The following is a 24,454-nucleotide window of genomic DNA, read 5'->3' as shown; positions in this document are numbered from 1 at the left end:
GCGCGCGAAGCGGCCGCCGCCCGGCAGGGCCTGGGCATTCCGGTGGGCGGCGCGCCTTCGTCGTGATCGGCGAGGCCGATGCCGCCGCCCGGTGCAGATCTACATCGTAAAGGCGCCGGGCGGGAAGATCCCGCTTCCGGTCAGGCGCATGGGCGGCACCGCGATGCCCTCCTTGCGCAGGATCTCCGACAGCAGCAGCGCGGCCTGGTCGCTGGTGAGCCGCTCGGCCGGGTCGGGCTCCAGCAGCCCTTCCAGCAGCCTGCGCAGGGCGCCGGCCCGCCGGGGCGGGCGCGACTGCTCGGGCGGGCGGGTGGCGAGAATGTCGCCCCCCGCGCCGCCGGCCGGCGGCCTGCCCTCGACCGCGAAGTACAGCGTGGCGCCGAACGACCACAGGTCGGCCGCCTGCGTCGCCGGGTGGCCGTTCAGGCGCTCGGGGGCGATGTAGCCGGGGGAGCCGACGATCGGCATGGTGGTGGTGTGGGGGGTCTCGTCCTGGAGCACCGCGATGCCGAAGTCGCTGAGCACGACCCGCTCGCCGGTCAGTAGCACGTTCCCGGGCTTGATGTCGCGGTGCAGGACGCCGGCCGCGTGGGCGTGCCGCAGGCCGCTCAGCAGGTGGAAGCCGATCCACGCCGTCCAGTGGACCGGCAGGCGGCCGAGGTGCCAGGCCGTCGCCTGCAGGGTCAGCGCCTCCACCAGCTCCATGACGATCCAGAGGCGGCCGTCCTCCTCCAGCAGGTCGTGGACGGTGACGATGGCCGGATGGCTGAGCCGGGCGGCCGAGCGGGCCTCGCGCAGCGCGTGGCGCCTCGCCGTGTGCACGTCGAACCGGTCGCCGTGCTGCGACGGGCGCAGTTCCTTGATCGCCACGTCGCGGGCCAGGCGCCTGTCGTGCGCGCGCCAGACGATTCCCATGCCACCTTGGCCCAGCGGCGAGGTCAGCCGGTAGCGATCTCCGAGCAGCTGTGCGTGGTCCGCTTTCATTTCACCCGTTCATATCCGGCATCGTGACCCTGCCCCCACGGCCGCTCCGTTCGGAGCGGGATGCCTATGGGCGGATCTTCACAGAATGCCATATGAGCGGGGGTGACGATCTGATTTATCTCAGTCCGGCATGAGCGTGGCGGCCGGGCGGGTGCATGCGGCCCGTCGGGTTCGATCCCGGCGATGCGGCCCTCGGCGGGCGGATCGTGGACCTTCCGGGCGGATAAATCGTGGCAAGTCAGCAGATTTACGGCGGCCTGTTCCGGGGAGGTTGTCTGACGGGACGGTCTTCCTGCGGGCTTCTGGCGTGGATCACGGGACGATCCGCGCGAAATGTCGTCCGGTTCGGGGAAGATATGAATCAGATGCGTCCCCCAAGCGGAGGTACCACATGGCGACGAAGGACACCGGCGGCCAGAAGCAGACCGGCCGGCAGGAGACCGAGGTCGAGGAGACCGAGGCACAGGCGTCTCCGGACGTCCAGGAGCGTCAGGAAAAGCTCACTGACGACGTCGACGCGATCCTCGACGAGATCGACGAGGTTCTCGAGGAGAACGCCGAGGAGTTCGTCCGCAGCTACGTGCAGAAGGGCGGCCAGTAGGGGCCGGCCCGCGCCACCCAGAGGCGTACGCGGCCCCCGGAGGGCGTTCGGGCACCATGAGCCCCGCGCCGTCCCCCGGGGGCGGCGCGGCCTCACGGCCGGACGGCCCCCGCCGCCGGCCCTCCCGCCCCAGAGGGCGGCCCGGCCCGGCTCCCGCCGGCGCTACCAGGCGGTCGCGCCGCCGTCGACCGGGACGTTGGCCCCTGTGATGTAGGACGCCCGGTCGGACGCGAGGAAGGCCGCCACCTCCACGATCTCCTCAGGCCGGGCGAAGCGCCCGAGAAGCGTCTTACCGGTGATCGCGTCCCGGGCCGCCTTGTCGTCGCCGAGATCGCGTTCGCTGGCCGGGCTCAGGACGGGCCCGGGGCTGATCGCCACCGCACGGATCCCATGGCGCGCGCCTTCGAGCGCGAACTGCCGCGTCATGCCGATGACACCGGCGTTGGCCGCACTGTGCGCGACCATCGGGGGAACTCTGCCGGCGATCATGCCGGCCATGGACGCGACGTTGATGATGACGCCGCCGCCGCGCCGGACCAGGTGGGGCCACGCGAACTTCGACACCAGGAAGGGCATGTCGAGCTCGCCGGCCACGGTCGCCTTCCAGTCGTCGACGGAGAGGTCGGGCATCGGGCCGAAGCGCACATAGGCCGCGTTGTTGTAGACCACGTCGAGCCCGCCGTAGGCGGTCACGGCTTCCTCGACGACCCGCCGCGCCTGATCCGGGTCGGTGAGGTCGATGGGCGCGACGCCCGTCATCTCACCGCCGCCGCGGCGCACGAGTTCGACCGTCTCGTCGTTGAGGTCGGCCTGGATGTCGCATCCGACGACCTTCGCGCCCTCTCGCGCGAAGACCAGCGACGCGACGCGGCCCATGCCTCCCGCGGTGCCGGTGATGAGCACTACTTTCCCGTCAAGCGTTCCCATGGGGCGCTCCTTTGGTGCGTGATCGGCGTCGATGGCGTCCGGGCTCGTGCGGGCGGCCGCGCCGCCACCGGCGAGCCCGGCGGCCTCCGGCTAAATCCTTGTTTCGTCAAGCAAGTAATATAGAGTAGTTTCTTCGTGAAGCAAGTAAAATCCTGGTCCATGACCACAGCCCGGCCGCCGCGGCCGCTGACCCCCGATGAGAACGCGCTGCTCCGGGCGCTGACTCGAGTGATGTACGCGCTGCCGCGCGCGATCGACGCCGACATGATGCGCGGGCAGCGCTTGCCGCTCATCGAGTTCATCACCCTGATGCGGCTGTCCGAGGCGCCGCATCGGCGGATGCGCATGGGAGACCTCGCGGCCGCCTGCGAGCTCTCGCTGAGCGGGATGACCCGCATCGTCACCCGCCTCGCGGGTCAGGGCCTGATCGAACGGGTCAGATGCGACGACGACGCCCGCGGGTGGAACGCCGTCCTCACCGACGCCGGCCTCACCCGCCTGGAACGAGCATGGCCCGACAACCTGGCCAGCGTGCGCCGGCACTTCCTCGACCACCTCGAAGGCATCGATCTGGCCCGGCTCGCCCATGCGATCCAGCGCGTCGCGAGCGACGACTGACGCGGGCCCCCGTTCAGGCCAGGTGCACCGTCGCGATCTCGAAGGCGCGCAGGGGGAGCCGCAGGACGCCCCCTGCGGTCTCCAGCGGGCCGATCGGCCGGCCCAGGGCGTCCGCCAGCCAGGCGGAGGTGAACGCGCCTGTGATCACCGCCTCCGTCGCCGCCGGATGCAGGGCCACCAGGCGGGCCTCCAGCCGGCCGTCGCGCTCGCGCAGCGCCCCGAGCGTCACGCCGTCACCGGTCACCTCCAGCCGGGACACAGGCGCCGTGCCGTTCCCGGCGCCGCCGGCCCCGGAACCCGCCGGAACCGTCCCCGCCGTGGCGGCGCCGGGCGAACGCGGCCCGTCCGCGCCCGGCCCGCTCGCGTTCGAGCCGGCAGCGGCGCCGGCGCCCGAGGGGGAGCCGGCGGGCGCCGAGCCGGGCACGGCCAGCAGGTCGAGGTCGTGCTCCTCGGCGAGGCGGGGAAGGCCGGCCTGATCCCAGGCGCCCTCGTACAGGTGCACCGCGAAGCGGGCCGTGACCGGGCCCGGGCACTGGGCCGCCGGTGTGGCGATCTGCGGGCCGGCCGGTTCATCGCGGTAGGCGTTGTCGTTGCGCGACAGGAACCCCACCGCCCGCACCATCGTCACCGCCATCTCACCCGCCGCCGTTCCGGCGCCGGCGTCCGGGCGCCCGGATCGCGACGGGAGGAGCTCGTACTCGCTGACGTGCGCGAGGAACACGGCCAGGCCTCCGGCGGCGACGAAGCCCGAGGCGGGGAAGGTGGGCAGCGGCTCCTCCCCGCCGCCCCCCTCCGCGGTCAGCCCGCGCCGCACGACGGCGTACTGGCCGCCGGCGAACGACTCGGCGGCCGGGCAGGGAAGGGACGCGTGCCAGCGCACGCGGTGGTCGCGGCACGGGTTGTCGAAGGAGACGGCGATCCTCGCGTACGGTTCACCGGCCCGCAGTTCCACGCGGGTGGTGACGGCGACCTCGGCTTCCTCCGCCGAGCGGGCCGCGCCCGCCACCCCGGCCGGCCAGCGGTATCCGCGGGCGATCTCCATCACCGACACCAGCGGGCCCGAGCACACCGGCGTGACCGTGACCCACGCCGGGACGTCCACGAGGCGGTCGCCCGCCGGCGGGGCGTGGTTGTAGGTGTCGCCCGCGTCCCCGCCGTCGACGACCCGGCCGACACCCCGGGCGACCAGGCCGGACGGCGTGCTGAGCGTCAGCGTGCCGTCATCCTCGGCCTCCACGCGCAGCAGCCCGTTGTCCAGCGCGCGGAGCCCGGCCCCCCGCGCCCCCGGGGCGCCGCCGCCGGCCGGCGCGCCCCCTCGCCCTCCAGGGTCCTGCGGGCCGGGCACGGGCACGCGACCGGATCCGGGGCCGGAGGTCTCCCCGGTGAGGACGGTTTCCGGGCCGGGGGTTTCCAGGCCGGGGGGTTCCGGGGCGGGGACGGAGGTGAGGGTCGTGCGGCCGAGGGCCGGGACGTGGACGCGGGCGGCCACGGTGACGACCGGCTCGGCGACCGTGCGGACCAGCCACGGGCCCGGGCGGGCGGCGGACGCCGCCTTGACGGCGGCCTTCAGGTCGGCGTGACGGTAGGGGGTGGAGGCGTGCCGGCCCACCACGATCGTGAACACCCCGTCGCCGGCCGACCAGGAGACGATCTCGTGGCCGAACAGCTCCCGCTCGTGAACGCGCCCGAGCAGCGCGTCCAGATCGTCCATGGCCGACTCGTCGAGCAGAGTCGGGGCCTCCTCCAGCCGCTGCACCTCCACCGCCGAGCCGTCGTGGGCGGCGAGCCCGGACCGATGCGCAGGCAGGTCGGCCAGTACCAGCGCGGTGCGCGCGAACGGGGAAGGGTTGACGACCACGAGCTGGTCGCGCCGCGCGGTCGCGGCGAGCGAGGCGCTCACCAGGTCGACCACCGCCTGCCCGATCTGCTCGGCCTCGGCGATCCGCGCCCCGACCTGCTGGGCGGTCTCGTCCGCGCCGCACCCGGTGATGGAGTCGTGGCCGCTGCAGGCGACCAGCCCGCGCCAGGCCAGCTCGATCAGCCGCCGGCTCGCCGAGCGCTCGCCCTCGCCGCGCCTGTCCCGCCCACCGCGCCCGCCTTCGCCCGGTCCGCCGTGCTCGCCTGCGCTGTGCTCGCCCGGTGCGCCGCGCTCGCCCCGTCCGCTGTGCTCGCCCGGTCCGCCGCGCTCGTCTGGGCCGCCGCGCTCATCAGTCCGGCCTGGGCCGACGCGGCCGCTCGTGACCGCCGGCTCGCCGAGCCAGAGGGCGGACAGCGGTTCGGCGTAGCGGATGACGACGCGTTCGGCGCGGCCCATGGCCTGCTTGAGGTGGACGCGGGCGGAGATCACGCCGGGCAGGATGTTGGCGCGGGCGTGGGAGCGCAGCTCGCCCCGGACGACCGGCGGCCGTTCGGCGCCCTCGAACGCGCCCGCCGAGGCCAGGTACTCGCCGAGGGTGGCCAGGCGCAGCCCGGCCCCGGTGATGCCGGCCGCCGGCGCCGAATGGTCGGCGCCGTACATGGCCAGCAGCGGTCCCTCGGCGCGCCAGGGACGCATCGTGTCGGCGAATACGGCCACCCGGTCGCCGAGCCCCTCCTCCGGGCCGGTGAACAGGGCCACCGCGTTCCCGTAGCCGCCGGGCATGTACTGGGTGCGGATCACCGTGCCGTCGGCGCCCTCCCAGGCGAACACGTCGCGTCCGACCCCGGCGGGCACCCCCCGCCACAGGCAGGCGACCGGCAGCCCCGCCAGGGCCAGGATCTGCGGCATCTGCGCGCAGTGCCCGAACTGGTCGGGGAGGTACCCGACCTCCATGGCCCCGCCGAGCTCGCGGGCGCCGCGCAGCCCGTACTCGAGGTTGCGGATCAGCGTCTCGCCCGAGCACAGGAACTCGTCGGCGAGGATCGTCCAGGGGCCGGCGCCGAAACGTCCCTCGCGGACGAACCGTGCGAGTTCGTCCCGGCGCTCGGGACGGATCTCCAGGTAGTCCTCGACCGCGGCGAGCTGGCCGTCCATCGTGAACCGGTAGGCCGGGTCGGCCGCCATGGTGTCGAGGACCTCGTCCAGCATCCGTACCAGGCCCATGCGGAAGCGCTGGAACGGCAGGTACCACTCGCGGTCCCAGTGGGTGTGCGGGACGACGACGATCTCGTTCACGGCGTGCCTCCGGCCGGGACGTGCGTCTGGCGACGATGGGAGCTTCTGGCGAGGGCGCGCGCCCGCCCGTCCGGTGGCGGCGTGGGAGCGCGGAGGGTCAGGTGCACAGGGCCATGACCTCGTTGCGGGTGGTCTCCAGGCGGTGCGGCCCCGGGCGGGCAGGGAGCGTGACGCGGTCGCCGCGGATCACCGCCCGGTGTTCGGGCCCCCACAGCACCAGCCCGTCGGCGTCCAGCACCAGGAACTCCGCGCCGTGCCGCAGCAGCAGCGGCCCGCCGGGGCCGGCCGAGACCGCCGTGCGGCCCGCGCGGATGCCCTCCACGATCGCCGCGCCCGCCGAGCCGCCCGCGGACGGCTCCGCCAGCACCCACGTGGACGGCGCGCCGGGCGGGTGGTTCTCCTCGGGACGGTGGAAGTCGCCGCCCCCGATGTAGACCACGTCGTCGCGCCACGCCTGCGCCCAGGACAGCGGGGCTCCCCACGTGCGGTCCCACCACCCCGAGTGCCAGACCTCGGCGGTGCGGGGCCGCTCGGTGAACGGGTGGCGCCACGCGCAGTCGGCGCCCAGCGGGTGATTGACCGACAGCAGCCCGTCCTGGTCGCGCACCTCCCGCGCCCAGTCGTCGGCGGGTCGCCGGAAGTCGATCCAGCCGATGTCGCCGAAGGCGTTGGCGTGGCCGAGGTCGGTGGTGACCTCCTGGCCGGGGATGAGCGTGATCCCGGCTCGCGCCTGTGCCCCGGGCAGCGCGGCGTGGTGGCTGACGGTGTTGTGGTCGGTGACCGCCAGGAAGTCCAGCCCTTCCGAACGGGCGAGCGCCGCGAGCTCATCGATGGTGAGGACGCCGTCGGAGTGCACGGTGTGGGCGTGCAGCTCGCCGGCCTGCCACCGCAGCCCGTCCAGCGCCGGCAGTCCCCGGCGCGCCGAGGCGGGCGCCACCGGGGACGGTGGGGGAGCGGCGGGCGGCTCCGGCGGCGCGGGCGGCACGGCGTACGGCGTCACGGTGACCTCGTAGGCCACCCCGTCCAGCGGGACGCGGTACAGGCCGACCAGCACCTGCCAGGCGCCAGGCTCGGGCTCGCCTGGCAGGTAACCCGGCGTCGCCCACGAGGGCGCGATCGTGTAGCGCGAGCGGGCGCCGCCCGACCAGCCCCGGAAGCGGCCGGGACCCTCGCAGCCGAGGTCGAGCACGGCGGCGGAGCGGTCGTAGGACAGCTCCACCGTGAACGCGCGCGCGCCGGCCGGCAGCTCGAACGGCACGCCCCACACCTGCTTGACCAGCCGGTCGTCCAGCGTCCACCGGCCGCTGAGCCTGATCGCGGGGAGGGCGGTCACGAGGCCACCAGCTCTCCGTCGCGGTACATCAGGGCGCGCGGATGGCGCGGGACGGCCCAGGCGGCGTCGCCGGGCGCGGGTTCGGCGTCCTCGGGGACCACAGCCTGGACCAGGTGCTCGCCGGAGCCTTCCGTCACTTCGAGCGTCACCAGGAAGGACGTGCCCAGGTTCTCCACCACCGAGACCCGGCCGGCGAAGGCGTCCTCGCGCGCTGAGGCCGACAGGTCCATGTACTCCGGGCGCAGCCCGTACACGATCTCCTCGCCGCCGGCGAGCCCCGCGGGCAGCGGGAGGACGGCCCCGGCCACCCGCAGCGCGCCGTCCTTGACCACGCCGGGCAGCAGGTTCATCGGCGTCGAGCCGATGAAGGAGGCCACGAACGTGCTGGAGGGCCGCTGGAACACCTCCGACGGCGTGCCCACCTGCATGATCCGCCCGGCGGACATGACCGCGATGCGGTCGGCCATGGCCAGCGCCTCGCTCTGGTCGTGGGTCACGAACACCGTGGTGACGGCCAGCTCACGCTGGAGGCGCTTGAGGAACGTCCTGGCCTCGAGGCGCATCCGGGCGTCGAGGTTGGACAGCGGCTCGTCGAACAGGAACACCGTGGGGTGGCAGGCGATGGCCCGCGCCAGCGCCACCCGCTGCTGCTGGCCGCCCGACAACTGGCCCGGCCGCCGGGCGAGCAGCTCCGACAGGCTCAGCCGCGCGGCCGTCTCCGCCGCCTTCGCCTCCCGCTCGGCGCGGGGCACCTTCTTGATCCGCAGCGGGTAGGCGATGTTGGCGGTGACGTCCATGTGCGGGAACAGGGCGTAGTCCTGGAAGACCATGGCCACGTCCCGCCGTCCGGGCGGCAGGGCCGTCACGTCGGCCGAGCCGATCGTGATCCGGCCCGAGGTGGGGGTCTCCAGCCCCGCGATCGTGCGCAGCAGGGTCGTCTTGCCGCACCCGGAGGGGCCGAGCAGCGCGAAGAACTCCCCGTCGGCGATCTCCAGGTCCAGGGCGTCGACCGCCCGGACCCCGCCGGGGAACTCCTTGGTCAGGCCGTGCAGCGAGATCACCGTTTGATCCCTCCGTGGAAGCGGAAGCCGTACTTGCGGCTGACGAACACGTACATGAGGACGACAGGGAGGGAGTACAGCAGCGCGAACGTCGAGATCAGGTCCAGGCGTGGCGAGCCGCCCTCGGTGTAGAGCGTGTAGAGGATCACCGCGCCGGGGGACTTCTCCGGGTCGCGCAGCAGGATGAACGGCGTCAGGAAGCTGCCCCACACCGAGGCCACCGCCCACACCGCGATCGTCGCCAGCCCCGGCCTGACCACCGGCACCACGATGTGCCAAAGGATCTGCAGCGGGCTCGCGCCGAACACCCGCGCCGACTCCTCGTAGGAGGTCGGCGTGCCGTCCATGAAGTCCTTCAGGATGAAGATCGCCGCCGGGAGCAGCCCGCCCGACAGCGTCAGCACGACGCCGAGGTGGGTGTCGACCAGGTTGAGCCGGGTGGCCAGCTCGAAGATCGGCACCATGGCCGCGGTGCCGGTGACCACCGACGACAGCAGCAGCAGCACGTACAGCAGGGCGTCCCTGCCGGGGATGCGCACCCGCGACAACGCGTACGCCGCCAGCGCCGCCAGCACCACGACCAGCACCGCGCTGCCCGCCGACTGGAGCACCGAGTTGCCGAGCGAGGTGAGCACGTACGGATTGTCGAGCAGCGACCGGAAGTTGCCCAGCGTGAACTCCGGCACCGACGCGGTGATCGTCGGGTGGGCGTCGAACGGGGCGGTCGCCAGCCACAGCAGCGGCAGCGCGAAGAACCCGGCGACGGCCGCCAGGAACGTGGCCCGCCCGATCACCGCCAGCGCGTGGCGCACCCGCGCGGTGTCCGCCCGCGCCGCCGGGGCGGTGGCCGGCCCTCCGGCCCGGCGGTCCTCTCGTACGGTCACGCCGCCACCCCCCGCCGGCCGCGCAGCAGCCGGAGATACACCAGCGCCAGCACCAGGTTGATGATCAGGACCAGGAAGGACACCGCGGCGCCGAAGCCGAGCCTGCCGCCGCTGAGGGCGACGTTGTAGATGTAGACCGGCAGGATCTCCGACCGGCCCTCCGGGCCGCCCGCCGTGATCTGGAAGCTCGTGAAGTCGTTGAACGTCCACAGGCTGATCAGCAGCAGGTTGGTCAGCATGTGCCCCCTGATCCTGGGGAACACCACGTCGCGCAACTGCTGGAAGGTGGAGGCCCCCGCCAGCCGGGCCGTCTCCAGATGCGAAGGCGGCACGTTCGAAAGCGCCGCCCCGTACAGCATCATCGAGAACGCGGTGCCCCGCCAGGTGTTGAAGACGATGATCGACAGCATCGGGTGGTCCAGCAGCCAGGCGAACCCGGGCGTGTGCAGCAGGGCGTTCAGCGTGCCCTGGTCCCGGTCCAGCAGGGCGATCCACAGGAACGCCACCACCGACGAGGGCAGGATCCACGCCAGCAGCACCAGGCCCTCGACCACCCGCTTCACCGGGCCCGCGCGGTTGCGCAGCGCCCAGGCGATCGCGAAGCCCAGCCCCGCCTGCCCGATGATCGCCGAGCCGAGCACGAACTGCGTCGTCAGCCACAGCGAGGTGCGGAACCGCTCGTCTCCGAGCGCCTCGGTGTAGTTGGAAAGGCCCACGACCCGCGGATCGGCGGCCGCGAGGCCGGTGAGCCTGTAGTCGGTGAGCCCGAGATAGATCGTCCAGAGGGCGGGGAAGATCAGGAACACTCCGATGAGGACCAGAGCGGGCAGAACGAACCCCACCGCCCTGCCCTTACCCAGCCCGGCCGCGTCAGTGCTCATGGCGCTCGCTGTGTTCATGGCGCTCGCTTCGCTCGCGCGGCGTTCGGGCGCCCTTGAGCCGGCGTCCTTCCTCGTCGTTCACGAGCGCTCGTTCCTCGCACTCGCTCTCTCCTCGTCACGACACCGGCGCGCCCGAACGCTGTGTTCATGGCGCTCGCTTCGCTCGCGCGGCGTTCGGGCGCCCTTGAGCCGGCGTCCTTCCTCGTCGTTCACGAGCGCTCGTTCCTCGCACTCGCTCTCTCCTCGTCACGACACCGGCGCGCCCGAACGCTGTGTTCATGGCGCTCGCTTCGCTCGCGCGGCGTTCGGGCGCCCTTGAGCCGGTGCCCTTGGGGCACGACACCGGCGCGTCCGGACGGGTTCGGGCGCTTGGGGGACTGGTCGACGATCACCGGGGGGTCCCCGATCACTGGGAGATGTTGGCGGGGCCGCCGACCAGGGATTCGAGTTTCTTCTGGTAGGCGGCGGCGGCCTCGTCGACGGTCTTGCCGGAGACGACGTCGGCCGTCGCCTCCTGGAGGGCGACCGAGACCTGCGGGTAGACGGCGAGGCCGGGGCGGTAGCTGGTGAGCGGCAGGACCTTCTGGGCGACGAAGCCGAGCATCGGGTCAGGGGCCAGCACCTCGTCGTTCACGTCGGTGCGGGAGGTGATCCGGGCCTCGCCCGCCAGTCCGGCCTTGGTGGCCTCGGCCGAGTGCATGAACGACAGCAGTTCCCAGGCGAGCTTGATGTTCTTCGACTTGGGGTTGAGCACGCGCGCGGCGCCGCCGGACATGCTGACGAAGTCCTGGCCGCGGATCCCGGCCCCGGGCTGCTTGGCGGGGATCATCGCATAGCCGACGGTCTTGTCGCGGTCCGGCATGGGCGCGACGCCGGCCTTGGGCTCGACGACCGAGCGCCAGAAGTAGTCGCCCTCGGCCAGGACACCGATCTTGCCGTCGGCGAACTCCTGGAAGGACTTGTCGCGGCCCTTGGCCTCCTGCTGGAGGCGGGGATCGCCGAGGCCGGTGGTGTAGATCTGCCGGTAGAAGCCGAGGACGTCCTTGAGCCCCTGCGAGGCGCCGGTCCACTTGCCGCCGGAGAGGATCTCGGTGCCCGTGCCGGCGAGCAGCGGCAGCGCGCCCTGCATGCTGGTGGCCTCGCCCATCGCGGTGCCGGCGTTGATCTGCAGGGGCGTGGGGACGCCGGCCTTCTTCAGCGCGGTCCCGGCGTCGATGATCTCCTGCCAGCTCTTGGGCTGCCAGTCGGCGGGCAGGCCGGCCTTGGCGAACAGGGTCTTGTTGTAGAACAGGACGCGCGCGTCGGTGCCCTGCGGCAGGCCGTACTTCCTGCCCTCGAAGATGCCGAGGCCCTGCACCGCCTCGGGGATCCGGCTCCAGCCCTCCCACTGGTCGACCTCGGGCCCGGCCGACTCCGCCAGCGGCTTGATGTACCCGGCCTGGGCGAACTCGCCGATCCAGATGCCGTCCATGTCGATCACGTCGGCCCCGGCCCCTGACTTCAGGTCGAGCGCGATCTTCGTCTTGTACTGCTCGTCGTCGACGCCGTTCGGCTGGAACAGCACGTGGACGGTCTTGCCCTTGGCCTTCTGGGCCTCTTCGAACTTGGGGATCAGCCAGTCCTTGGTCCAGTCGGCGGTGGCGGCGTTCTTGCCGCCCGAGATGGCGTTGGCCGTGATCGTCACGGTGGTCTCATCGCCTCCGGAGGATCCTCCCGAGCCGCACGCGGTGAGGGAGAGGGCGGTGGCGGTGGCGGTGGCGGTCATCACGGCGAGGGATCGTGCGAGTCTCAACGGAAGGACCTCCCCTTGGGGACGAGGGGGTGGGGGTTTGCCTGTTGTCATGTCACGACAACTCGACAATTGCATGCCCGGTCTGATCCGTAAAGGATATTTTTGGGGAAGATGAGGCTGGATGGGCGAAAGCGGTTCGCCGTGAGCTGATCGTGGGAAGTGCATCCACGACAGCACCACGAGTAGGGTCGGCGTAGGAGTTGTAAGGCGCTTGGGAGGGAGTCGCGTGGCGGCACAGCGGGGCTGGATGAACAACCTGTTCCTGGACACCGGGTCGACGTCGTTCACCGAGTTCGTCGGGTCCTATGCTCCGGGGCTCCTCCCGGGGAGATTCGAGTCCCTGGCGGCTTCCGTGGGCGACCAGATCCCGCATGCCACGACCATCGTCGCGGCGGCGTTCGCGGGGGGTGTCGTCATGGCGGGCGACCGGCGGGCGACCTCCGGCAACTACATCTCCCAGAAGGACATGCAGAAGGTCTTCCGCACCGACGACTACTCGTGCGTGGGCATCGCGGGCGCGGCCAGCACCGGCATCGAGCTCGCCCGGCTCTACCTGGTCGAACTGGAGCACTACGAGAAGCGCGAAGGCCGCATGCTGTCGGTCGAGGGCAAGGCCAACCGGCTCGGCGCGATGATCCGCGCGAACCTGCCGATGGCGATGCAGGGCATGGTCGTGGTGCCGCTGTTCGCGGCCTACGACGAGGACACCGGAACCGGCCGCATCTTCTCCTACGACGTGGGCGGCGGCCCGTACGAGCAGACCAACTACGCCTCGATCGGCTCGGGCTCGCTGTTCGCGCGCGGAGCTCTGAAGAAGCTCTACCGCGAGAGCGCCTCCCTGGAGGACACCGTGCTCGCCTGCGTCGAGTCGCTCTACGACGCCGCGGACGACGACTCGGCGACCGGCGGTCCCGACGTCACCCGCAGGATCTGGCCGCTGATCTCGGTGATCACCGAGGACGGCTACCGCCGCCTGTCCGACGAGGAGGTCGAGGGCTACGTCCGGCAGGTGCTGGACCGCCGCATGAGCGACCCCGACGGCCCGACCGCCCCGCTGCGCTAATCACCACTCACGGCCACGAGAGGATCACCACCGGTGTCCATGCCCTTTGGATATGTGTCCCCCGAACAGGAGATGCGGGACAAGGCCGATTTCGCGCGGAAGGGCATCGCGCGCGGTCGCAGCGTCGTGGTGCTGCAGTACGAGAACGGCATTCTGTTCGTCGCCCCGAACGCCTCCCGGGCGCTGCACAAGATCAGTGAGATCTACGACCGCATCGGCTTCGCCGCGGTCGGCAAGTACAACGAGTTCGAGGCCCTGCGCCTGGGCGGCATCCGCTACGCCGACATCAACGGCTACACCTACGACCGCAGCGACGTCACCGCCCGGGGCCTGGCCAACCTGTACGCCCAGTCTCTCGGCATGGTGTTCACCGAGTCGCGCAAGCCGTACGAGGTCGAGCTCGTCGTCGCCGAGATCGGGGACGCCCCCGAGGACGACCAGATCTACCGCCTCACCTTCGACGGCTCGGTCACCGACGAGCACGGGTTCGTGGTGATGGGCGGCGTGGCGGACACGGTCGCCGGCCGCCTGAAGGACCACTTCCGCCAGGGCATGCCGCTTTCGGAGGCCCTGGACGCCGGCCTGGCCGCGCTGACCGAGCCCGGCGGCGAGCGTCCGCCCGTGTCCCAGCTGGAGGTCGCGGTCCTCGACCGCACCCGTGAGCACCGCAAGTTCCAGCGGCTGACGGGCGCCCGCCTCGAACGGCTCATCGGCGCCGCCGCGCCGCCCGCCGAGTCCGTGCCGCCCGCCGGCGAGGCCGAGGAGCCCGGCACGGGCACCAGCCCGGCCACCGCCCCCGAAGGCGAGATCGACACCGGCTCGGGCGACTGAGCTCTCGCCTCGTGTCCGGCCGCGTCCCGGCTCCTCCCGCCCGGAGGCGCCGGGACGCGGCCGTTCGTGACCCCACGAGCGGGGCAAGATCGGATGAAATGGTGGAGATCTGCGCTTACCGGAGGTCACGGTAGGGGTTCCTCGCCCCGAAACCCGGCGAAGATCTCTCCCCTCCGGCGTCCGGGGGACATAGTGTGATGTGATGGATCGTCGCATCTTCGGCTTGGAGAACGAGTACGGCGTCACCTGCACGTTCAGGGGGCAGCGCAGGCTGTCGCCCGACGAGGTGGCGCGCTACCTTTTCCGCAGAGTCGTGTCCTGGGGCCGATCGAGCAATGTCTTCCTCCGCAACGGCGCCCGCCTGTACCTCGACGTGGGCAGCCATCCTGAGTACGCCACCCCCGAGTGTGACAACGTCGTGGAGCTCGTCACCCATGACAAGGCGGGGGAGCGCATCCTCGAAGGCCTGCTCGTCGACGCCGAGAAGCGGCTACGCGAAGAGGGCATCGCCGGTGACATCTACCTTTTCAAGAACAACACCGACTCGGCGGGCAACTCCTATGGTTGCCACGAGAACTACCTGGTGGGCAGGCACGGCGAGTTCGGCCGGCTCGCCGACGTCCTGATCCCCTTCCTCGTCACCCGGCAGATCATCTGCGGGGCGGGCAAGGTGCTGCAGACGCCCCGCGGCGCGGTCTACTGCGTCTCCCAGCGCGCCGAGCACATCTGGGAAGGGGTCTCCAGCGCCACCACCCGGTCGCGCCCGATCATCAACACCCGCGACGAGCCGCACGCCGACGCCGAGCGCTTCCGCCGGCTGCACGTCATCGTCGGCGACTCCAACATGAGCGAGGCCACGATGCTGCTCAAGGTCGGGGCGACCGACCTGGTGCTGCGCATGGTGGAGGCCGGCACGGTCATGCGCGACCTCAGCCTGGAGAACCCGATAAGGGCGATCCGCGAGGTGTCGCATGACATGACCGGCCGCAGGCGCGTGCGCCTGGCCAACGGCCGCGAGGCCTCCTCGCTGGAGATCCAGCAGGAGTACCTCTCGAAGGCCCGTGACTTCGTCGACCGCCGCGGCGGGGACGCCATCACGCAGAGGGTCCTCGAGCTGTGGGAGCGCACTTTGCGGGCCGTCGAGACCGGCGATCTCGACATGGTGTCGCGCGAGATCGACTGGGTGACGAAGTACCAGCTCATCGAGCGCTACCGCAACAAGTACGACCTGCCGCTGTCCTCCCCGAGGGTGGCCCAGCTCGACCTCGCCTACCACGACGTGCACCGGAAGAGAGGGCTGTTCTACCTTCTGCAGAGGCGCGGCGCCGTCGAGCGCGTGGCGTCCGACCTGAAGATCTTCGAGGCCAAGTCGGTGCCGCCGCAGACGACCCGCGCCCGGCTGCGCGGCGAGTTCATCCGCAAGGCGCAGGAGAAGCGCAGGGACTTCACCGTCGACTGGGTGCACCTGAAGCTGAACGACCAGGCCCAGCGCACCGTCCTGTGCAAGGACCCGTTCCGCAGCGTGGACGAGCGGGTGGACAAGCTCATCGCCGGCATGTGAGCGGCCAGGGCTCCGGCGCGCCCGTCCTCCGGACGCGCCGGGGCCCCGCGGCCGGGCCGACCGGCCGTGAAAGTTTCGGGCCACCGGGCGTCCAGCGGCGGCGAAGCCGCGGGAACGGGTGCGCGGCGGCGTCCGGCCTCGCGCCCCCGGCGGGCGTCTTCCCAGCTCGGTGACGGCCCTGGGCGAAACCAATCCGAAAGCCGGGTCACGCTTAGGCAAGATCGAGCCGCGTCGACTCGTGCGGTCATGGGTGTCGGGTAGTGTGACGCGAACGTGACGTCTCTCCGAGGGATACCCATGCGCCGACTGGCCCTTCTCGCCGCTCTGCCGTTGCTGTTCGCCGCCGCCTGCGGCAGCGGGGGTGAGGTCACCGCCAAGACCGGCACGTCCACGAGCGGCGTGAAGGTGGCGGGCGCGTTCGGCAAGAAACCGCAGGTGACCTTCCCCAAGGGCACCCCTCCCGCGACGTCGTCATCGCAGACGATCAGCGCCGGCCAGGGCGCGCAGGTCAAGGACGGCGACTCGGTGGTCGCCAACCTCACCGCCTACAGCTGGGACGGCAAGACCAACGCCGCCTCCGGCTCCACCTACGACGACGGCGCGCCGCAGCTCATCAAGGTCGATCCGAAGCTCCCCGCCGTGGTCTACAAGGCGTTCCAGGACAGCAAGCCCGGCGGGCGGTTCCTCGCCGTCGTCGCCAAGGACAGCCTGACCCCGGACCAGGCCGAGCAGGCCAAGTCGCAGGGCGCCAACACCTCCATCGCCAGTGTCTACGTCGTCGACGTGATGGGCGTGCCCACCGCCAAGGCCGCCCAGGGCACCGCGACCGACCCCGGGGTCTCAGGGGTCAAGCTGGAGAACCCCGGCGGCGACCAGGCGCCCAAGCTCACCACCAAGACCGGCGAGGCGGCGCCCAAGGGTCTGGTCACCAAGACCGTGATCAAGGGCTCCGGCCCGGCGGTCAAGTCCGGTCAGACGATCCTGGTCCACTACACCGGCAAGATCTGGGGCACCGACAAGGAGTTCGACAGCAGCTGGGGCCGGGGCGAGCCGGTGATGTTCCCGATCGGCGTCGGCAAGGTCATCAAGGGCTGGGACCAGAGCCTGGTCGGGCTCCCGATCGGCAGCCGGGTGCTGGTCACCATCCCGCCGGACCTGGGCTACGGCAAGGCCGGCTCCGGCGACAAGATCAAGGGCACCGACACCCTCGTCTTCGTCGTCGACGTCCTCGGCGCCTACTGACCCGCGGCGTCCGCCGTTCCGGGCGGGCGCCGATCTCGGCGCCGACCGAATCTACTTTGTAAAGGCCACCGGCGGGGTCCCGCCGGTGGCCTCGCCGCTTCCATGGGTCGAAGACGCCTAGACTCGCCGCTGTGAGCCACGACGACCTCGACGTTCTCGCCGTCCTGCATGATCCCGTGCGGCGGGCGCTGTACGACTACGTGGCGGCGCGGAGGCAGGACGTCGGGCGGGACGAGGCCGCGCGCGCCGCGGGCGTCGGGCGCACCCTGGCGGCCTTCCATCTGGACAAGCTGGTCGACAGCGGTCTGCTGGAGTCGGGGTTTCGCCGGCTGAGCGGGCGCACCGGCCCGGGGAGCGGCCGTCCCGCCAAGGTGTACCGCCGTGCCGAGGGGGAGCGCCAGGTCAGCGTCCCGCCGCGGGACTACCGCACGCTGGCGCTCGTGCTCGCCGAGACGGTGGACGCGCTCGGCGGAGAGGGGGCCGCGGAGGCCGCCGCCCGCAGGGCCGGGGAGCGGGTGGGCGCCGCCGGCCTGCGCGAGGCGCTGCTGGAGCGGGGCTATGAGCCCTACGAGGAGGACGGGGCGGTCCGCCTGCGCAACTGCCCCTTCCACGTGCTCGCCGAGGAGCGTCCCCTGCTGGTCTGCTCGATCAACCTCGCGCTGTGCCAGGGCATGCTGTCCGCTCTCGGGGACGGTGGGTTGAGCGCCCGGCTGGATCCGCGGCCGGGGGAGTGCTGCGTCGCCTTCTCTAAAAACAATGGAGATTGACTTTACAGGTGGCGGCGTGGTCTGCTGGGCGCATGCATCTGGCCCAGCTGAACGTCGCCCATCTGCTCGAGCCCCTCGACGCCCCCCGGCTCGCCGGCTTCGTGGCCGGCCTTGAGCCGGTCAACGCGCTCGCCGACGCGGCCCCCGGGTTCGTCTGGCGTCTGAAGGGAGGGGAGGACCCCACTGACACCGTCCAGCACGACTACGGTGACATGCTGCTGATCAACTTCTCGGTCTGGGAGTCCCGCGAGACGCTGTGGAACTTCGTCTACCGCAGCCCGCACCTTGAGGTGCTGCGCCGCCGCCGCGACTGGTTCACCCGGGCGGCCGAGCCGTACACCGTCATGTGGTGGATTCCCCAGGGGTACACGCCCTCCCTGGGGGAGGGCATGGCCAGGCTCGAACGCCTCAGGGCGGACGGGCCGGGCCCCGAGGCCTTCACCTTCAACGACTTCCACGCGCCCCCGGCCGACGCCGTCGAGGGGGCCGATCACCGCGAGCACGGCCTGGTGCGATAGGCCGGCGAGCCCTTCGGGAGCCCCTGTCGGGGTATGGCGGCGCCGCCCGTCATCAAGAGTTCATCGACGCCGCGCCCGGTATCGTGCGCGGCGTCCACTTCTTGACTCCGACATTGACCGTCACATGATCTCGATGCTAGAACAACATCACATAACGCACAAACGTTGCAAACCACGCAACGCGATCGGGTAGGTGTGATTGAGCATCGACGAGGAGATGATCCGCGCGCTCGGTGACGAGCCTCTCGACTGGCGGTACAAGGCATTGCCCCCCGGCGCCGGCGGCACGGTGGCGGACTACCTGGCCGGCGGCCCGGCCCTGCGGGACTTCGGCACACCGCTGCTGACCCTCGACGAGACCGCCCTGGAACACAACATCACGCTCATGGCCCGCTGGACGGCCGAGGCCGGCGTCACCCTGATGCCGCACGGCAAGAGCACGATGGCCCCCGAGCTGTGGCGGCGGCAGCTCGCCGCGGGCGCCTGGGGCATCACCCTGGCCAACCTCCCGCAACTGCGCGTCGCCCGGGCATTCGGCGTGGCGCGGCTCATGCTCGCCTCCGCGCTGCTGGACCCGGCCGGGCTAGCCTGGATCGCCCGGGAGATCGACCGCGATCCCGGGTTCCGCTTCATCTGCTGGGCCGACTCGGTGGAAGCTGTACGGATCATGGACGCCGCCCTGCGCGGGACGCGGCGGCCGGTGGAGGTGTGCGTGGAACTGGGCGCGCCGGGCGGCCGCACCGGTGCCCGCGGCCCGGCCGCCGCGCGGGAGGTCGCCCAGGCGGTGCGCGCCGCCCCGACGCTGCGTCTGGCCGGCGTCGCCGGCTACGAGGGATCCTTCGCCCACGACGCTTCGACGGCCGGCCTCGCGGCGGTGCGCGGCTACCTGCGCGGGCTGGGCGAGCTGTTCAAGGGCCTGGACTTCGAGATCGGCGAGCCCATCGTGACGGCCGGCGGCAGCGCGTACTTCGACCAGGTGGTGGACGTGCTCGGCGGGCTCGACGCGCGGCTGGTGCTGCGGCCGGGGGCCTACGTCATCCACGACGACGGCTTCTACCGGGCGATCTCGCCGCTCCGCCCTCGGGAGCCCGCCCGGCCGGGGACGCCTGCCCGCGAACCGTTCCGCGCGGCCATGCACGGATGGGCGCGGGTCATCTCCCGTCCCGAGCCCCGGCTGGCCCTGCTCGACGCCGGAAAGCGCGACCTGCCCTTCGACGAGGGACTGCCCGAGCCGCAGCACGTGCGCGGCAAGGGCCCGCTGGAGGGCGCCCGCGTCACCGCGCTCAACGACCAGCACGCCTACCTCGCCGTCGACCCCGCCTGCGACCTGGCCTGCGGCGACGTCGTCCGCCTCGGCCTGTCCCACCCCTGCACCGCGATGGACAAGTGGAAGCTCATCCCCGTCGTCGACGACGCGGGCACGATCGTCGGCCTGCTGAGGACCTTCTTCTGATGCTCTTTCGAAACGTCACCGTCGTCGACGGCACCGGAGCCGAACCGTACGTCGCCCATGTGGCCGTCAGGGACGGCCGGATCGCCGAGATCGGCCCAGCCGCCGCCGACGCCGGCGGCCCCGTGGTCGACGGCGACGGGCTCGCGCTGGCCCCCGGGTTCATCGATATGCACGCCCACTCCGACCTGCGGCTGCTGGCCGAACCCGGCCACCTGGCCAAGGTGAGCCAGGGAGTGACCTGCGAGGTGCTCGGCCAGGACGGCCTGTCCTACGCCCCGGTCGACGACACCACGCTCACCCAGATCCGCCGGCAGATCGCCGGATGGAACGGCGACCCCGAGGGCTTCGACTGGAACTGGCGCACGGTGGGGGAGTACCTCGACCGGCTCGACCAGGGCATCGCGGTCAACGCCTGCTACCTGGTCCCGCAGGGGTCGGTGCGCATGCTCGTCATCGGCTGGGACGACCGTCCCGCCACCGCGGGCGAGATCGCCGAGCAGCGCCGCATGGTCGCCGAGGCCATGGAGCAGGGCGCCGTCGGCATGTCCTCCGGCCTCACCTACAGTCCCGGCATGTACGCCGGCACCGACGAGCTGGTCGCGCTGTGCGAGGTCGTCGGCGCGCTCGGCGGGTTCTACGCGCCGCACCACCGCTCCTACGGCGCGGGCGCCCTGGCCGGCTACGCCGAGATGGTCGAGGTCTCCCGCCGCTCCGGCTGTCCTTTGCACCTGGCCCACGCCACCATGAACTTCGAGGTCAACAGGGGCCGGGCCGGGGAACTGCTGGCCCTGCTGGACGAGGCCGCCGCCGGCGGCTGCGATGTCAGCCTGGACACCTATCCCTACCTGCCCGCCTCCACCACACTGGCGTCGCTGCTGCCGGGCTGGGCCTCCGAGGGCGGGCCCTCCCACGCGCTCGCGCGCCTGCGCGACCCGGCGACCGCCGAACGCGTCCGGCACGCCATGGAGGTCGAGGGCTGCGACGGCTGCCACGGCGTTCCCGTGGACTGGAGGACGGTGCAGATCGCCGGCACCCGCACCGCCGCGCTCGCCGCTCGCGTGGGCGACAGGGTGCGCGACTTCGAGGACTTCCGCCGGCTGCTCATCGACGACGACCTCGGGCCCACGATCCTGCACCACGCGGGGGACGAGGACAACGTCCAGGCGATCATGCGCCACCCGGCGCACACCGGCGGCAGCGACGGCCTGCTGACCGGCGCCCGGCCGCATCCTCGCGCGTGGGGCACCTTTCCCCGCTACCTCGCCCGCTATGTCCGCGAACTCGGCGTCCTCTCCCTGCAGGAGTGCGTCGCGCATCTCACCGCCCGCCCGGCCCGGCGGCTCAAGCTCGCCGGCCGCGGGCTGATCCGGTCCGGCTACCACGCCGACCTGGTGCTCTTCGACCCCGAGACGGTGCGCGACGCCGCCACCTTCGACGACCCCCGCCGTCAGGCGGAGGGCATCTCCCACGTGCTCGTCGCCGGCGTCCCGGTCATCGAGCACGGCCACCCCACCGGCGCCCTCCCCGGCAGAGCCCTCCGCCGCACCCCTCATGGGACGACGGCGCCGCGACGATAGCGCGTGGTGTGCCCGGAGCCCGCTCTGCGCGACGGCCGGGCACCCGCGCCGTCCGAGCCGGGAGATCGGCCCTCAGCGGGAACCAGCCGGCCGGCGACGTCACGATAGAGGAATGCCGAGGCTAGCCGATCTCCGTGTCGTGGAAGATCTCTTTGCACGTGTCCGGTCCCAGCAGGCCGATTGATTGGAAGGCGCTCCTCATGTCGCTGATGGCGGCGCCCACCCCGGATATCTGTTCCATGATGAGCGCCAGGGATGCCGGATTCGCGGGATCGTATTTGTCCCCACTCTGGGTGAACAGGTCGATCTTGGTGCTACTGGAATTAAGCTTCTCGATATATGGGGCGATCCGGTCGTGCATCTCTGCGTGCGTGACCTTCGCGACGTTGTAAGCGAAGGTCCTGGCCGCTTCGGCCGGAATCTTCAGCCCATCGGAACTGCGGCGCAGCAATGCGAACAATTGAGTCTGGTCCGCGGGAAGGTTCCCCGGCCCCATGGTGCTGATGTCCACTATCAATTCGTGTCCCGCGTCGATCCTCTTGTCGGCGACGACGCATGCCTTCTCGACGCTCTCGACCCACGCCCCGTCGATCGGGTCATCGTTCTGAGCTAAAATAGCCGCAACTCCGGCTGCGACGGCGACCACCACGCCGAGAATCGCGACAAGATGCTTGTTCTTTTCGGTGGGATCGAAAATACTCGTCAGGGATGCCCACAATGACCTGGCCGCCTTGGGAGTCTTCATGTCGCCTCGCTGTCGCCGGTGCCGGGTCTTCACTGTACTGACGTGATCTCAGTGAATGACCGATAGGTGGTGCACGGCGAAAGCTCGGCGCGGTACTAGGTTCGTCGCGGGCGTTTCTGCGGTAAAGGAGACCGAGCATGGCATTGCCGGATTCAGATGGTTCGACCGGTCACTCCTTCGGTCTGGAGGTGGGCGAGATCGTCATCAAGCGAATCGGCGAGATCTCCGGTCTGAAGATGGAGCACGACGTCATCGAGGTGAAGGAGAACACGCCCGACGGCAAGGTCGTCGTCAAGAAGCTCCCCGGACGCCCGAAGGCCGGCGAGGTGACCCTCACCCGAGGCCTCACCTCGGATGACAGCTTCGGCGAATGGATGAAGGAATCCCACTCCGGCCGGGCGGGCGACGCCCGTGAGAACGGGGCGCTCATCGTCTTCGACGCCGAGGGCGCGCCGATCAGGCGTTACAACCTGGTCGGCGTCCGGCCGAAGAGTCTGGAGATCACCTCCTCGAAGTCCGGTGACACGAGCGTCCTCACCGAGAAACTCGTCGTCGCCTACGAGCGGATGGAGGTGGAGTAGCGACAGGTCAACCCTGATCGCGCGAGCGGTGAGACAGGGCATGAAGCCGTGCTCGACGTCGGCTTTGATCAGCGGCTCGACGGCCTTCCCTTTGAGATCGACCACACCGACCCCCGCGTTGCTCCACTGGAAGCCGCCGACCGTGATCAGCGCCTACTCGATGCGGACGAAGCGCGCCTTCAGCGCGGGGACGTCGATCAGGACGATGCCCTCCGAACGGGGCTCGAACCCGGCTTCGAAGACGTTGGCGAGCAGGTGGCGGCCGAGCGCGGCGGATCGTCCCCGGACAGGACGGCCGACGGTTCGAGGCGCGAAGGCCATGGCGCCCGCGACGACGGCAGCCGGGGCGCGGGCCCGGCCACCGGTGTCAGAAGTCCGGCTCGGGGTCGAGTCAGACCAGGTGCAGGCCGAGCCGGTCGGCCACTCGCTCGCAGTTCGTCCGGCTTCCGTGAGGCCGGCCGTTCACGGTGATCGTCGCCGCCGAACCATCGGGCGACTCCGGCCCGTACAACTCCACCCAGCCCTCGTCTCCGCACTCCTCGTCCGGGCCGCGGAGCAGCGCGAACAGCCGCGCCCGCTCCTCCGTCCTCGATCGCGGTACGACCGCGCCCTGCTGCCCCTGTCTCCCTCGCCTCAGGGCGGTTCCCGAAGGCGGTTCTGATCGTTTCCTTCGAGGCTCAGAAGTCCATGTCGCCGCCGCCGGGCATGGCGGGAGCGGCAGGGGTCTTCTCGGGCTTCTCGGCGATGACCGCCTCGGTGGTGAGGAACAGCGCCGCGATGGACGCGGCGTTCCGCAGTGCCGAGCGGGTGACCTTGGCCGGGTCGATGATGCCGGCGCCGAACATGTCGACGTAGTCGCCGGTGACCGCGTTGAGGCCCTCGCCAGGGGGAAGGTTGCGGACCCGCTCGACCACGACGCCGCCCTCCAGGCCGGCGTTGACCGCGATCTGCTTGAGCGGCTCCGCTAGGGCCTTGCGGACGATGGACGCGCCGGTGGCCTCGTCGCCGGGCAGGTCGAGGCCGTCGAACACCCGGGCCCCGGCCTGCAGCAGGGCGACGCCTCCGCCGGGGACGATGCCCTCTTCGACGGCGGCCTTGGCGTTGCGGACGGCGTCCTCGATGCGGTGCTTGCGCTCCTTGAGCTCGACCTCGGTCGCCGCGCCGGCCTTGATGACGGCGACGCCGCCGGCCAGCTTGGCGAGGCGCTCCTGGAGCTTCTCGCGGTCGTAGTCGGAGTCGGTGCTCTCGATCTCGGCGCGGATCTGGCCGACCCGGCCGGCGATCTGCTCGGAGTCACCGTAGCCGTCGACGATGGTCGTCTCGTCCTTGGTCACCACGACCCGCTTGGCCCGGCCCAGCAGGTCCAGCGTGGTGTTCTCCAGCCGCAGGCCGAGGTCCTCGGAGATGACCTGGCCGCCGGTGAGCGTCGCGATGTCGGCGAGCATGGCCTTGCGGCGGTCGCCGAAGCCGGGGGCCTTGACGGCGACCGTCCTCAGCAGTCCCTTCAGCTTGTTCAAGATCAGGGTGGTCAGGGCCTCCGCCTCGACGTCCTCGGCGATGACCAGGATCGGCCTGCCGGCCTGCACGATCTTGTCGAGGATGGGGAGAAGGTCCTTGTTGGAGGAGATCTTGGAGTCGGCGATCAGGAGATACGGGTCGTCCAGGACCGCTTCGAACCGGTCGGTATCGGTGACGAAGTGCGGCGCGATGTAGCCCTTGTCGAAGCGCATGCCCTCGGTGAGCTCGAGCTCCAGGCCGAAGGCGTTGCTCTCCTCGACGGTGATGACGCCTTCCTTGCCGACCTTGTCCATGGCCTCGGCGATCATCTCGCCGATCTGGGTGTCGCCGGCGGAGATGGAGGCGGTGGAAGCGATCTGCTCC

The 24,454-nt window shown here is 71.4% G+C and carries 22 protein-coding genes; 11 read left to right on the top strand and 11 right to left on the bottom strand.

Translation table 11 applies throughout. From position 1 onward, the window contains the following. Positions 1 to 99 precede the first annotated feature (99 nt). Complete coding sequence (locus ACFO60_RS36600) at positions 100 to 984, bottom strand: serine/threonine-protein kinase (RefSeq protein WP_380850547.1); 885 nt, start codon at positions 982 to 984, stop codon at positions 100 to 102. Between the two features lie 391 nt (positions 985 to 1,375). Between ACFO60_RS36600 and ACFO60_RS36595 the strand changes: the two genes are divergently transcribed. Continuing rightward, positions 1,376 to 1,585 (top strand): ubiquitin-like protein Pup, encoded by a 210-nt coding sequence (locus ACFO60_RS36595; RefSeq protein WP_189167324.1) that lies wholly within the window; start codon positions 1,376 to 1,378, stop codon positions 1,583 to 1,585. A 162-nt stretch (positions 1,586 to 1,747) separates the two neighbouring features. Here ACFO60_RS36595 and ACFO60_RS36590 read toward each other — a convergent pair whose 3' ends face one another. After that, a complete protein-coding gene (locus ACFO60_RS36590; RefSeq protein ID WP_380850544.1) occupies positions 1,748 to 2,512 on the bottom strand; it encodes an SDR family NAD(P)-dependent oxidoreductase in 765 nt (254 codons plus the stop codon). Positions 2,513 to 2,671: 159 nt separating this feature from the next. On the opposite strand from ACFO60_RS36590, the gene ACFO60_RS36585 reads away from it, so the two are divergent. Continuing rightward, positions 2,672 to 3,130: a MarR family winged helix-turn-helix transcriptional regulator gene (locus tag ACFO60_RS36585; protein ID WP_380850541.1), complete on the top strand. Its 459-nt coding sequence runs from the start codon at positions 2,672 to 2,674 to the stop codon at positions 3,128 to 3,130. Between the two features lie 13 nt (positions 3,131 to 3,143). Here ACFO60_RS36585 and ACFO60_RS36580 read toward each other — a convergent pair whose 3' ends face one another. The 6 genes from ACFO60_RS36580 to ACFO60_RS36555 form a co-directional block, all read right to left on the bottom strand. Next, on the bottom strand, positions 3,144 to 6,284 hold the full coding sequence (locus tag ACFO60_RS36580) for a glycoside hydrolase family 38 N-terminal domain-containing protein (protein ID WP_380850538.1): 3,141 nt from the start codon (positions 6,282 to 6,284) through the stop codon (positions 3,144 to 3,146). Between the two features lie 97 nt (positions 6,285 to 6,381). After that, a complete protein-coding gene (locus tag ACFO60_RS36575; protein ID WP_380850535.1) occupies positions 6,382 to 7,617 on the bottom strand; it encodes a CehA/McbA family metallohydrolase in 1,236 nt (411 codons plus the stop codon). Continuing rightward, positions 7,614 to 8,678, bottom strand: a complete 1,065-nt coding sequence (locus ACFO60_RS36570; protein WP_380850532.1) for an ABC transporter ATP-binding protein — start codon at positions 8,676 to 8,678, stop codon at positions 7,614 to 7,616. The genes ACFO60_RS36575 and ACFO60_RS36570 overlap by 4 nt, the downstream gene beginning before the upstream one ends. Continuing rightward, the gene (locus ACFO60_RS36565) at positions 8,675 to 9,562 is read right to left on the bottom strand and encodes a carbohydrate ABC transporter permease (protein ID WP_380850529.1); all 888 of its coding nucleotides are present in this window, start codon (positions 9,560 to 9,562) and stop codon (positions 8,675 to 8,677) included. Before ACFO60_RS36565 ends, ACFO60_RS36570 begins: the two co-directional genes overlap by 4 nt. After that, a complete protein-coding gene (locus ACFO60_RS36560; protein ID WP_380850526.1) occupies positions 9,559 to 10,443 on the bottom strand; it encodes a carbohydrate ABC transporter permease in 885 nt (294 codons plus the stop codon). The genes ACFO60_RS36565 and ACFO60_RS36560 overlap by 4 nt, the downstream gene beginning before the upstream one ends. Before the next feature lie 406 nt (positions 10,444 to 10,849). Continuing rightward, positions 10,850 to 12,235: an extracellular solute-binding protein gene (locus tag ACFO60_RS36555; protein WP_380850523.1), complete on the bottom strand. Its 1,386-nt coding sequence runs from the start codon at positions 12,233 to 12,235 to the stop codon at positions 10,850 to 10,852. A gap of 247 nt (positions 12,236 to 12,482) precedes the next feature. Between ACFO60_RS36555 and prcB the strand changes: the two genes are divergently transcribed. The 8 genes from prcB to ACFO60_RS36515 all read left to right on the top strand — a co-directional run bounded on the left by prcB (position 12,483) and on the right by ACFO60_RS36515 (position 21,247). Continuing rightward, positions 12,483 to 13,298 (top strand): proteasome subunit beta, encoded by an 816-nt coding sequence (gene prcB, locus ACFO60_RS36550; protein WP_380850636.1) that lies wholly within the window; start codon positions 12,483 to 12,485, stop codon positions 13,296 to 13,298. A 39-nt stretch (positions 13,299 to 13,337) separates the two neighbouring features. Next, positions 13,338 to 14,129 (top strand): proteasome subunit alpha, encoded by a 792-nt coding sequence (gene prcA / locus ACFO60_RS36545; protein WP_380850633.1) that lies wholly within the window; start codon positions 13,338 to 13,340, stop codon positions 14,127 to 14,129. 202 nt (positions 14,130 to 14,331) lie between these two features. Beyond that, the gene (pafA, locus tag ACFO60_RS36540; RefSeq protein ID WP_380850520.1) at positions 14,332 to 15,690 is read left to right on the top strand and encodes a Pup--protein ligase; all 1,359 of its coding nucleotides are present in this window, start codon (positions 14,332 to 14,334) and stop codon (positions 15,688 to 15,690) included. Positions 15,691 to 15,987: 297 nt separating this feature from the next. Further along, positions 15,988 to 16,932, top strand: a complete 945-nt coding sequence (locus ACFO60_RS36535; protein ID WP_380850517.1) for an FKBP-type peptidyl-prolyl cis-trans isomerase — start codon at positions 15,988 to 15,990, stop codon at positions 16,930 to 16,932. Between the two features lie 131 nt (positions 16,933 to 17,063). Continuing rightward, positions 17,064 to 17,699 carry a helix-turn-helix transcriptional regulator gene (locus tag ACFO60_RS36530; RefSeq protein WP_380850514.1) on the top strand — a complete coding sequence of 212 codons (636 nt, stop codon included), beginning with the start codon at positions 17,064 to 17,066 and terminating at the stop codon, positions 17,697 to 17,699. Positions 17,700 to 17,731: 32 nt separating this feature from the next. After that, a complete protein-coding gene (locus ACFO60_RS36525; RefSeq protein WP_380850511.1) occupies positions 17,732 to 18,217 on the top strand; it encodes a DUF3291 domain-containing protein in 486 nt (161 codons plus the stop codon). A 199-nt stretch (positions 18,218 to 18,416) separates the two neighbouring features. After that, entirely contained in the window at positions 18,417 to 19,670 is a 1,254-nt protein-coding gene (locus ACFO60_RS36520; protein WP_380850508.1) for an amino acid deaminase, read from the top strand. Continuing rightward, entirely contained in the window at positions 19,670 to 21,247 is a 1,578-nt protein-coding gene (locus ACFO60_RS36515) for an N-acyl-D-amino-acid deacylase family protein (RefSeq protein ID WP_380850505.1), read from the top strand. Before ACFO60_RS36520 ends, ACFO60_RS36515 begins: the two co-directional genes overlap by 1 nt. A gap of 121 nt (positions 21,248 to 21,368) precedes the next feature. Here the strand turns inward: ACFO60_RS36515 and ACFO60_RS36510 are convergent, their stop codons facing one another. Beyond that, on the bottom strand, positions 21,369 to 21,992 hold the full coding sequence (locus ACFO60_RS36510; RefSeq protein WP_380850502.1) for a hypothetical protein: 624 nt from the start codon (positions 21,990 to 21,992) through the stop codon (positions 21,369 to 21,371). Between the two features lie 137 nt (positions 21,993 to 22,129). Here ACFO60_RS36510 and ACFO60_RS36505 point away from each other — a divergent pair, with 137 nt between their 5' ends. Next, positions 22,130 to 22,573: a phage tail protein gene (locus ACFO60_RS36505; RefSeq protein WP_380850499.1), complete on the top strand. Its 444-nt coding sequence runs from the start codon at positions 22,130 to 22,132 to the stop codon at positions 22,571 to 22,573. Between the two features lie 153 nt (positions 22,574 to 22,726). On the opposite strand, the gene ACFO60_RS36500 is transcribed toward ACFO60_RS36505, so the two are convergent. Then, a complete protein-coding gene (locus tag ACFO60_RS36500; protein ID WP_380850497.1) occupies positions 22,727 to 22,894 on the bottom strand; it encodes a hypothetical protein in 168 nt (55 codons plus the stop codon). 356 nt (positions 22,895 to 23,250) lie between these two features. Continuing rightward, positions 23,251 to 24,454: chaperonin GroEL (groEL, locus tag ACFO60_RS36495; RefSeq protein ID WP_380850494.1), on the bottom strand; the 1,204-nt coding region annotated here is incomplete at its 5' end.

It is taken from the genome of Sphaerisporangium dianthi (genome assembly GCF_042654065.1).
In the GTDB taxonomy this organism is placed as follows: domain Bacteria; phylum Actinomycetota; class Actinomycetes; order Streptosporangiales; family Streptosporangiaceae; genus Sphaerisporangium; species Sphaerisporangium dianthi.
This window is presented reverse-complemented; position numbering and strand designations above follow the sequence as displayed.

Excerpts from the sequence above, each read along its gene's own strand:
- ACFO60_RS36560 (WP_380850526.1), bottom strand. The coding sequence starts at position 10,443 with ATGAGCACTGACGCGGCCGGGCTGGGTAAGGGCAGGGCGGTGGGGTTC.
- ACFO60_RS36585 (WP_380850541.1), top strand. The coding sequence starts at position 2,672 with ATGACCACAGCCCGGCCGCCGCGGCCGCTGACCCCCGATGAGAACGCG.
- ACFO60_RS36510 (WP_380850502.1), bottom strand. The coding sequence starts at position 21,992 with ATGAAGACTCCCAAGGCGGCCAGGTCATTGTGGGCATCCCTGACGAGT.
- pafA (WP_380850520.1), top strand. The coding sequence starts at position 14,332 with ATGGATCGTCGCATCTTCGGCTTGGAGAACGAGTACGGCGTCACCTGC.
- ACFO60_RS36600 (WP_380850547.1), bottom strand. The coding sequence starts at position 984 with ATGAAAGCGGACCACGCACAGCTGCTCGGAGATCGCTACCGGCTGACC.
- ACFO60_RS36590 (WP_380850544.1), bottom strand. The coding sequence starts at position 2,512 with ATGGGAACGCTTGACGGGAAAGTAGTGCTCATCACCGGCACCGCGGGA.
- ACFO60_RS36505 (WP_380850499.1), top strand. The coding sequence starts at position 22,130 with ATGGCATTGCCGGATTCAGATGGTTCGACCGGTCACTCCTTCGGTCTG.
- ACFO60_RS36525 (WP_380850511.1), top strand. The coding sequence starts at position 17,732 with ATGCATCTGGCCCAGCTGAACGTCGCCCATCTGCTCGAGCCCCTCGAC.
- prcA (WP_380850633.1), top strand. The coding sequence starts at position 13,338 with ATGCCCTTTGGATATGTGTCCCCCGAACAGGAGATGCGGGACAAGGCC.
- ACFO60_RS36515 (WP_380850505.1), top strand. The coding sequence starts at position 19,670 with ATGCTCTTTCGAAACGTCACCGTCGTCGACGGCACCGGAGCCGAACCG.
- ACFO60_RS36595 (WP_189167324.1), top strand. The coding sequence starts at position 1,376 with ATGGCGACGAAGGACACCGGCGGCCAGAAGCAGACCGGCCGGCAGGAG.
- ACFO60_RS36535 (WP_380850517.1), top strand. The coding sequence starts at position 15,988 with ATGCGCCGACTGGCCCTTCTCGCCGCTCTGCCGTTGCTGTTCGCCGCC.
- ACFO60_RS36500 (WP_380850497.1), bottom strand. The coding sequence starts at position 22,894 with ATGGCCTTCGCGCCTCGAACCGTCGGCCGTCCTGTCCGGGGACGATCC.
- prcB (WP_380850636.1), top strand. The coding sequence starts at position 12,483 with ATGAACAACCTGTTCCTGGACACCGGGTCGACGTCGTTCACCGAGTTC.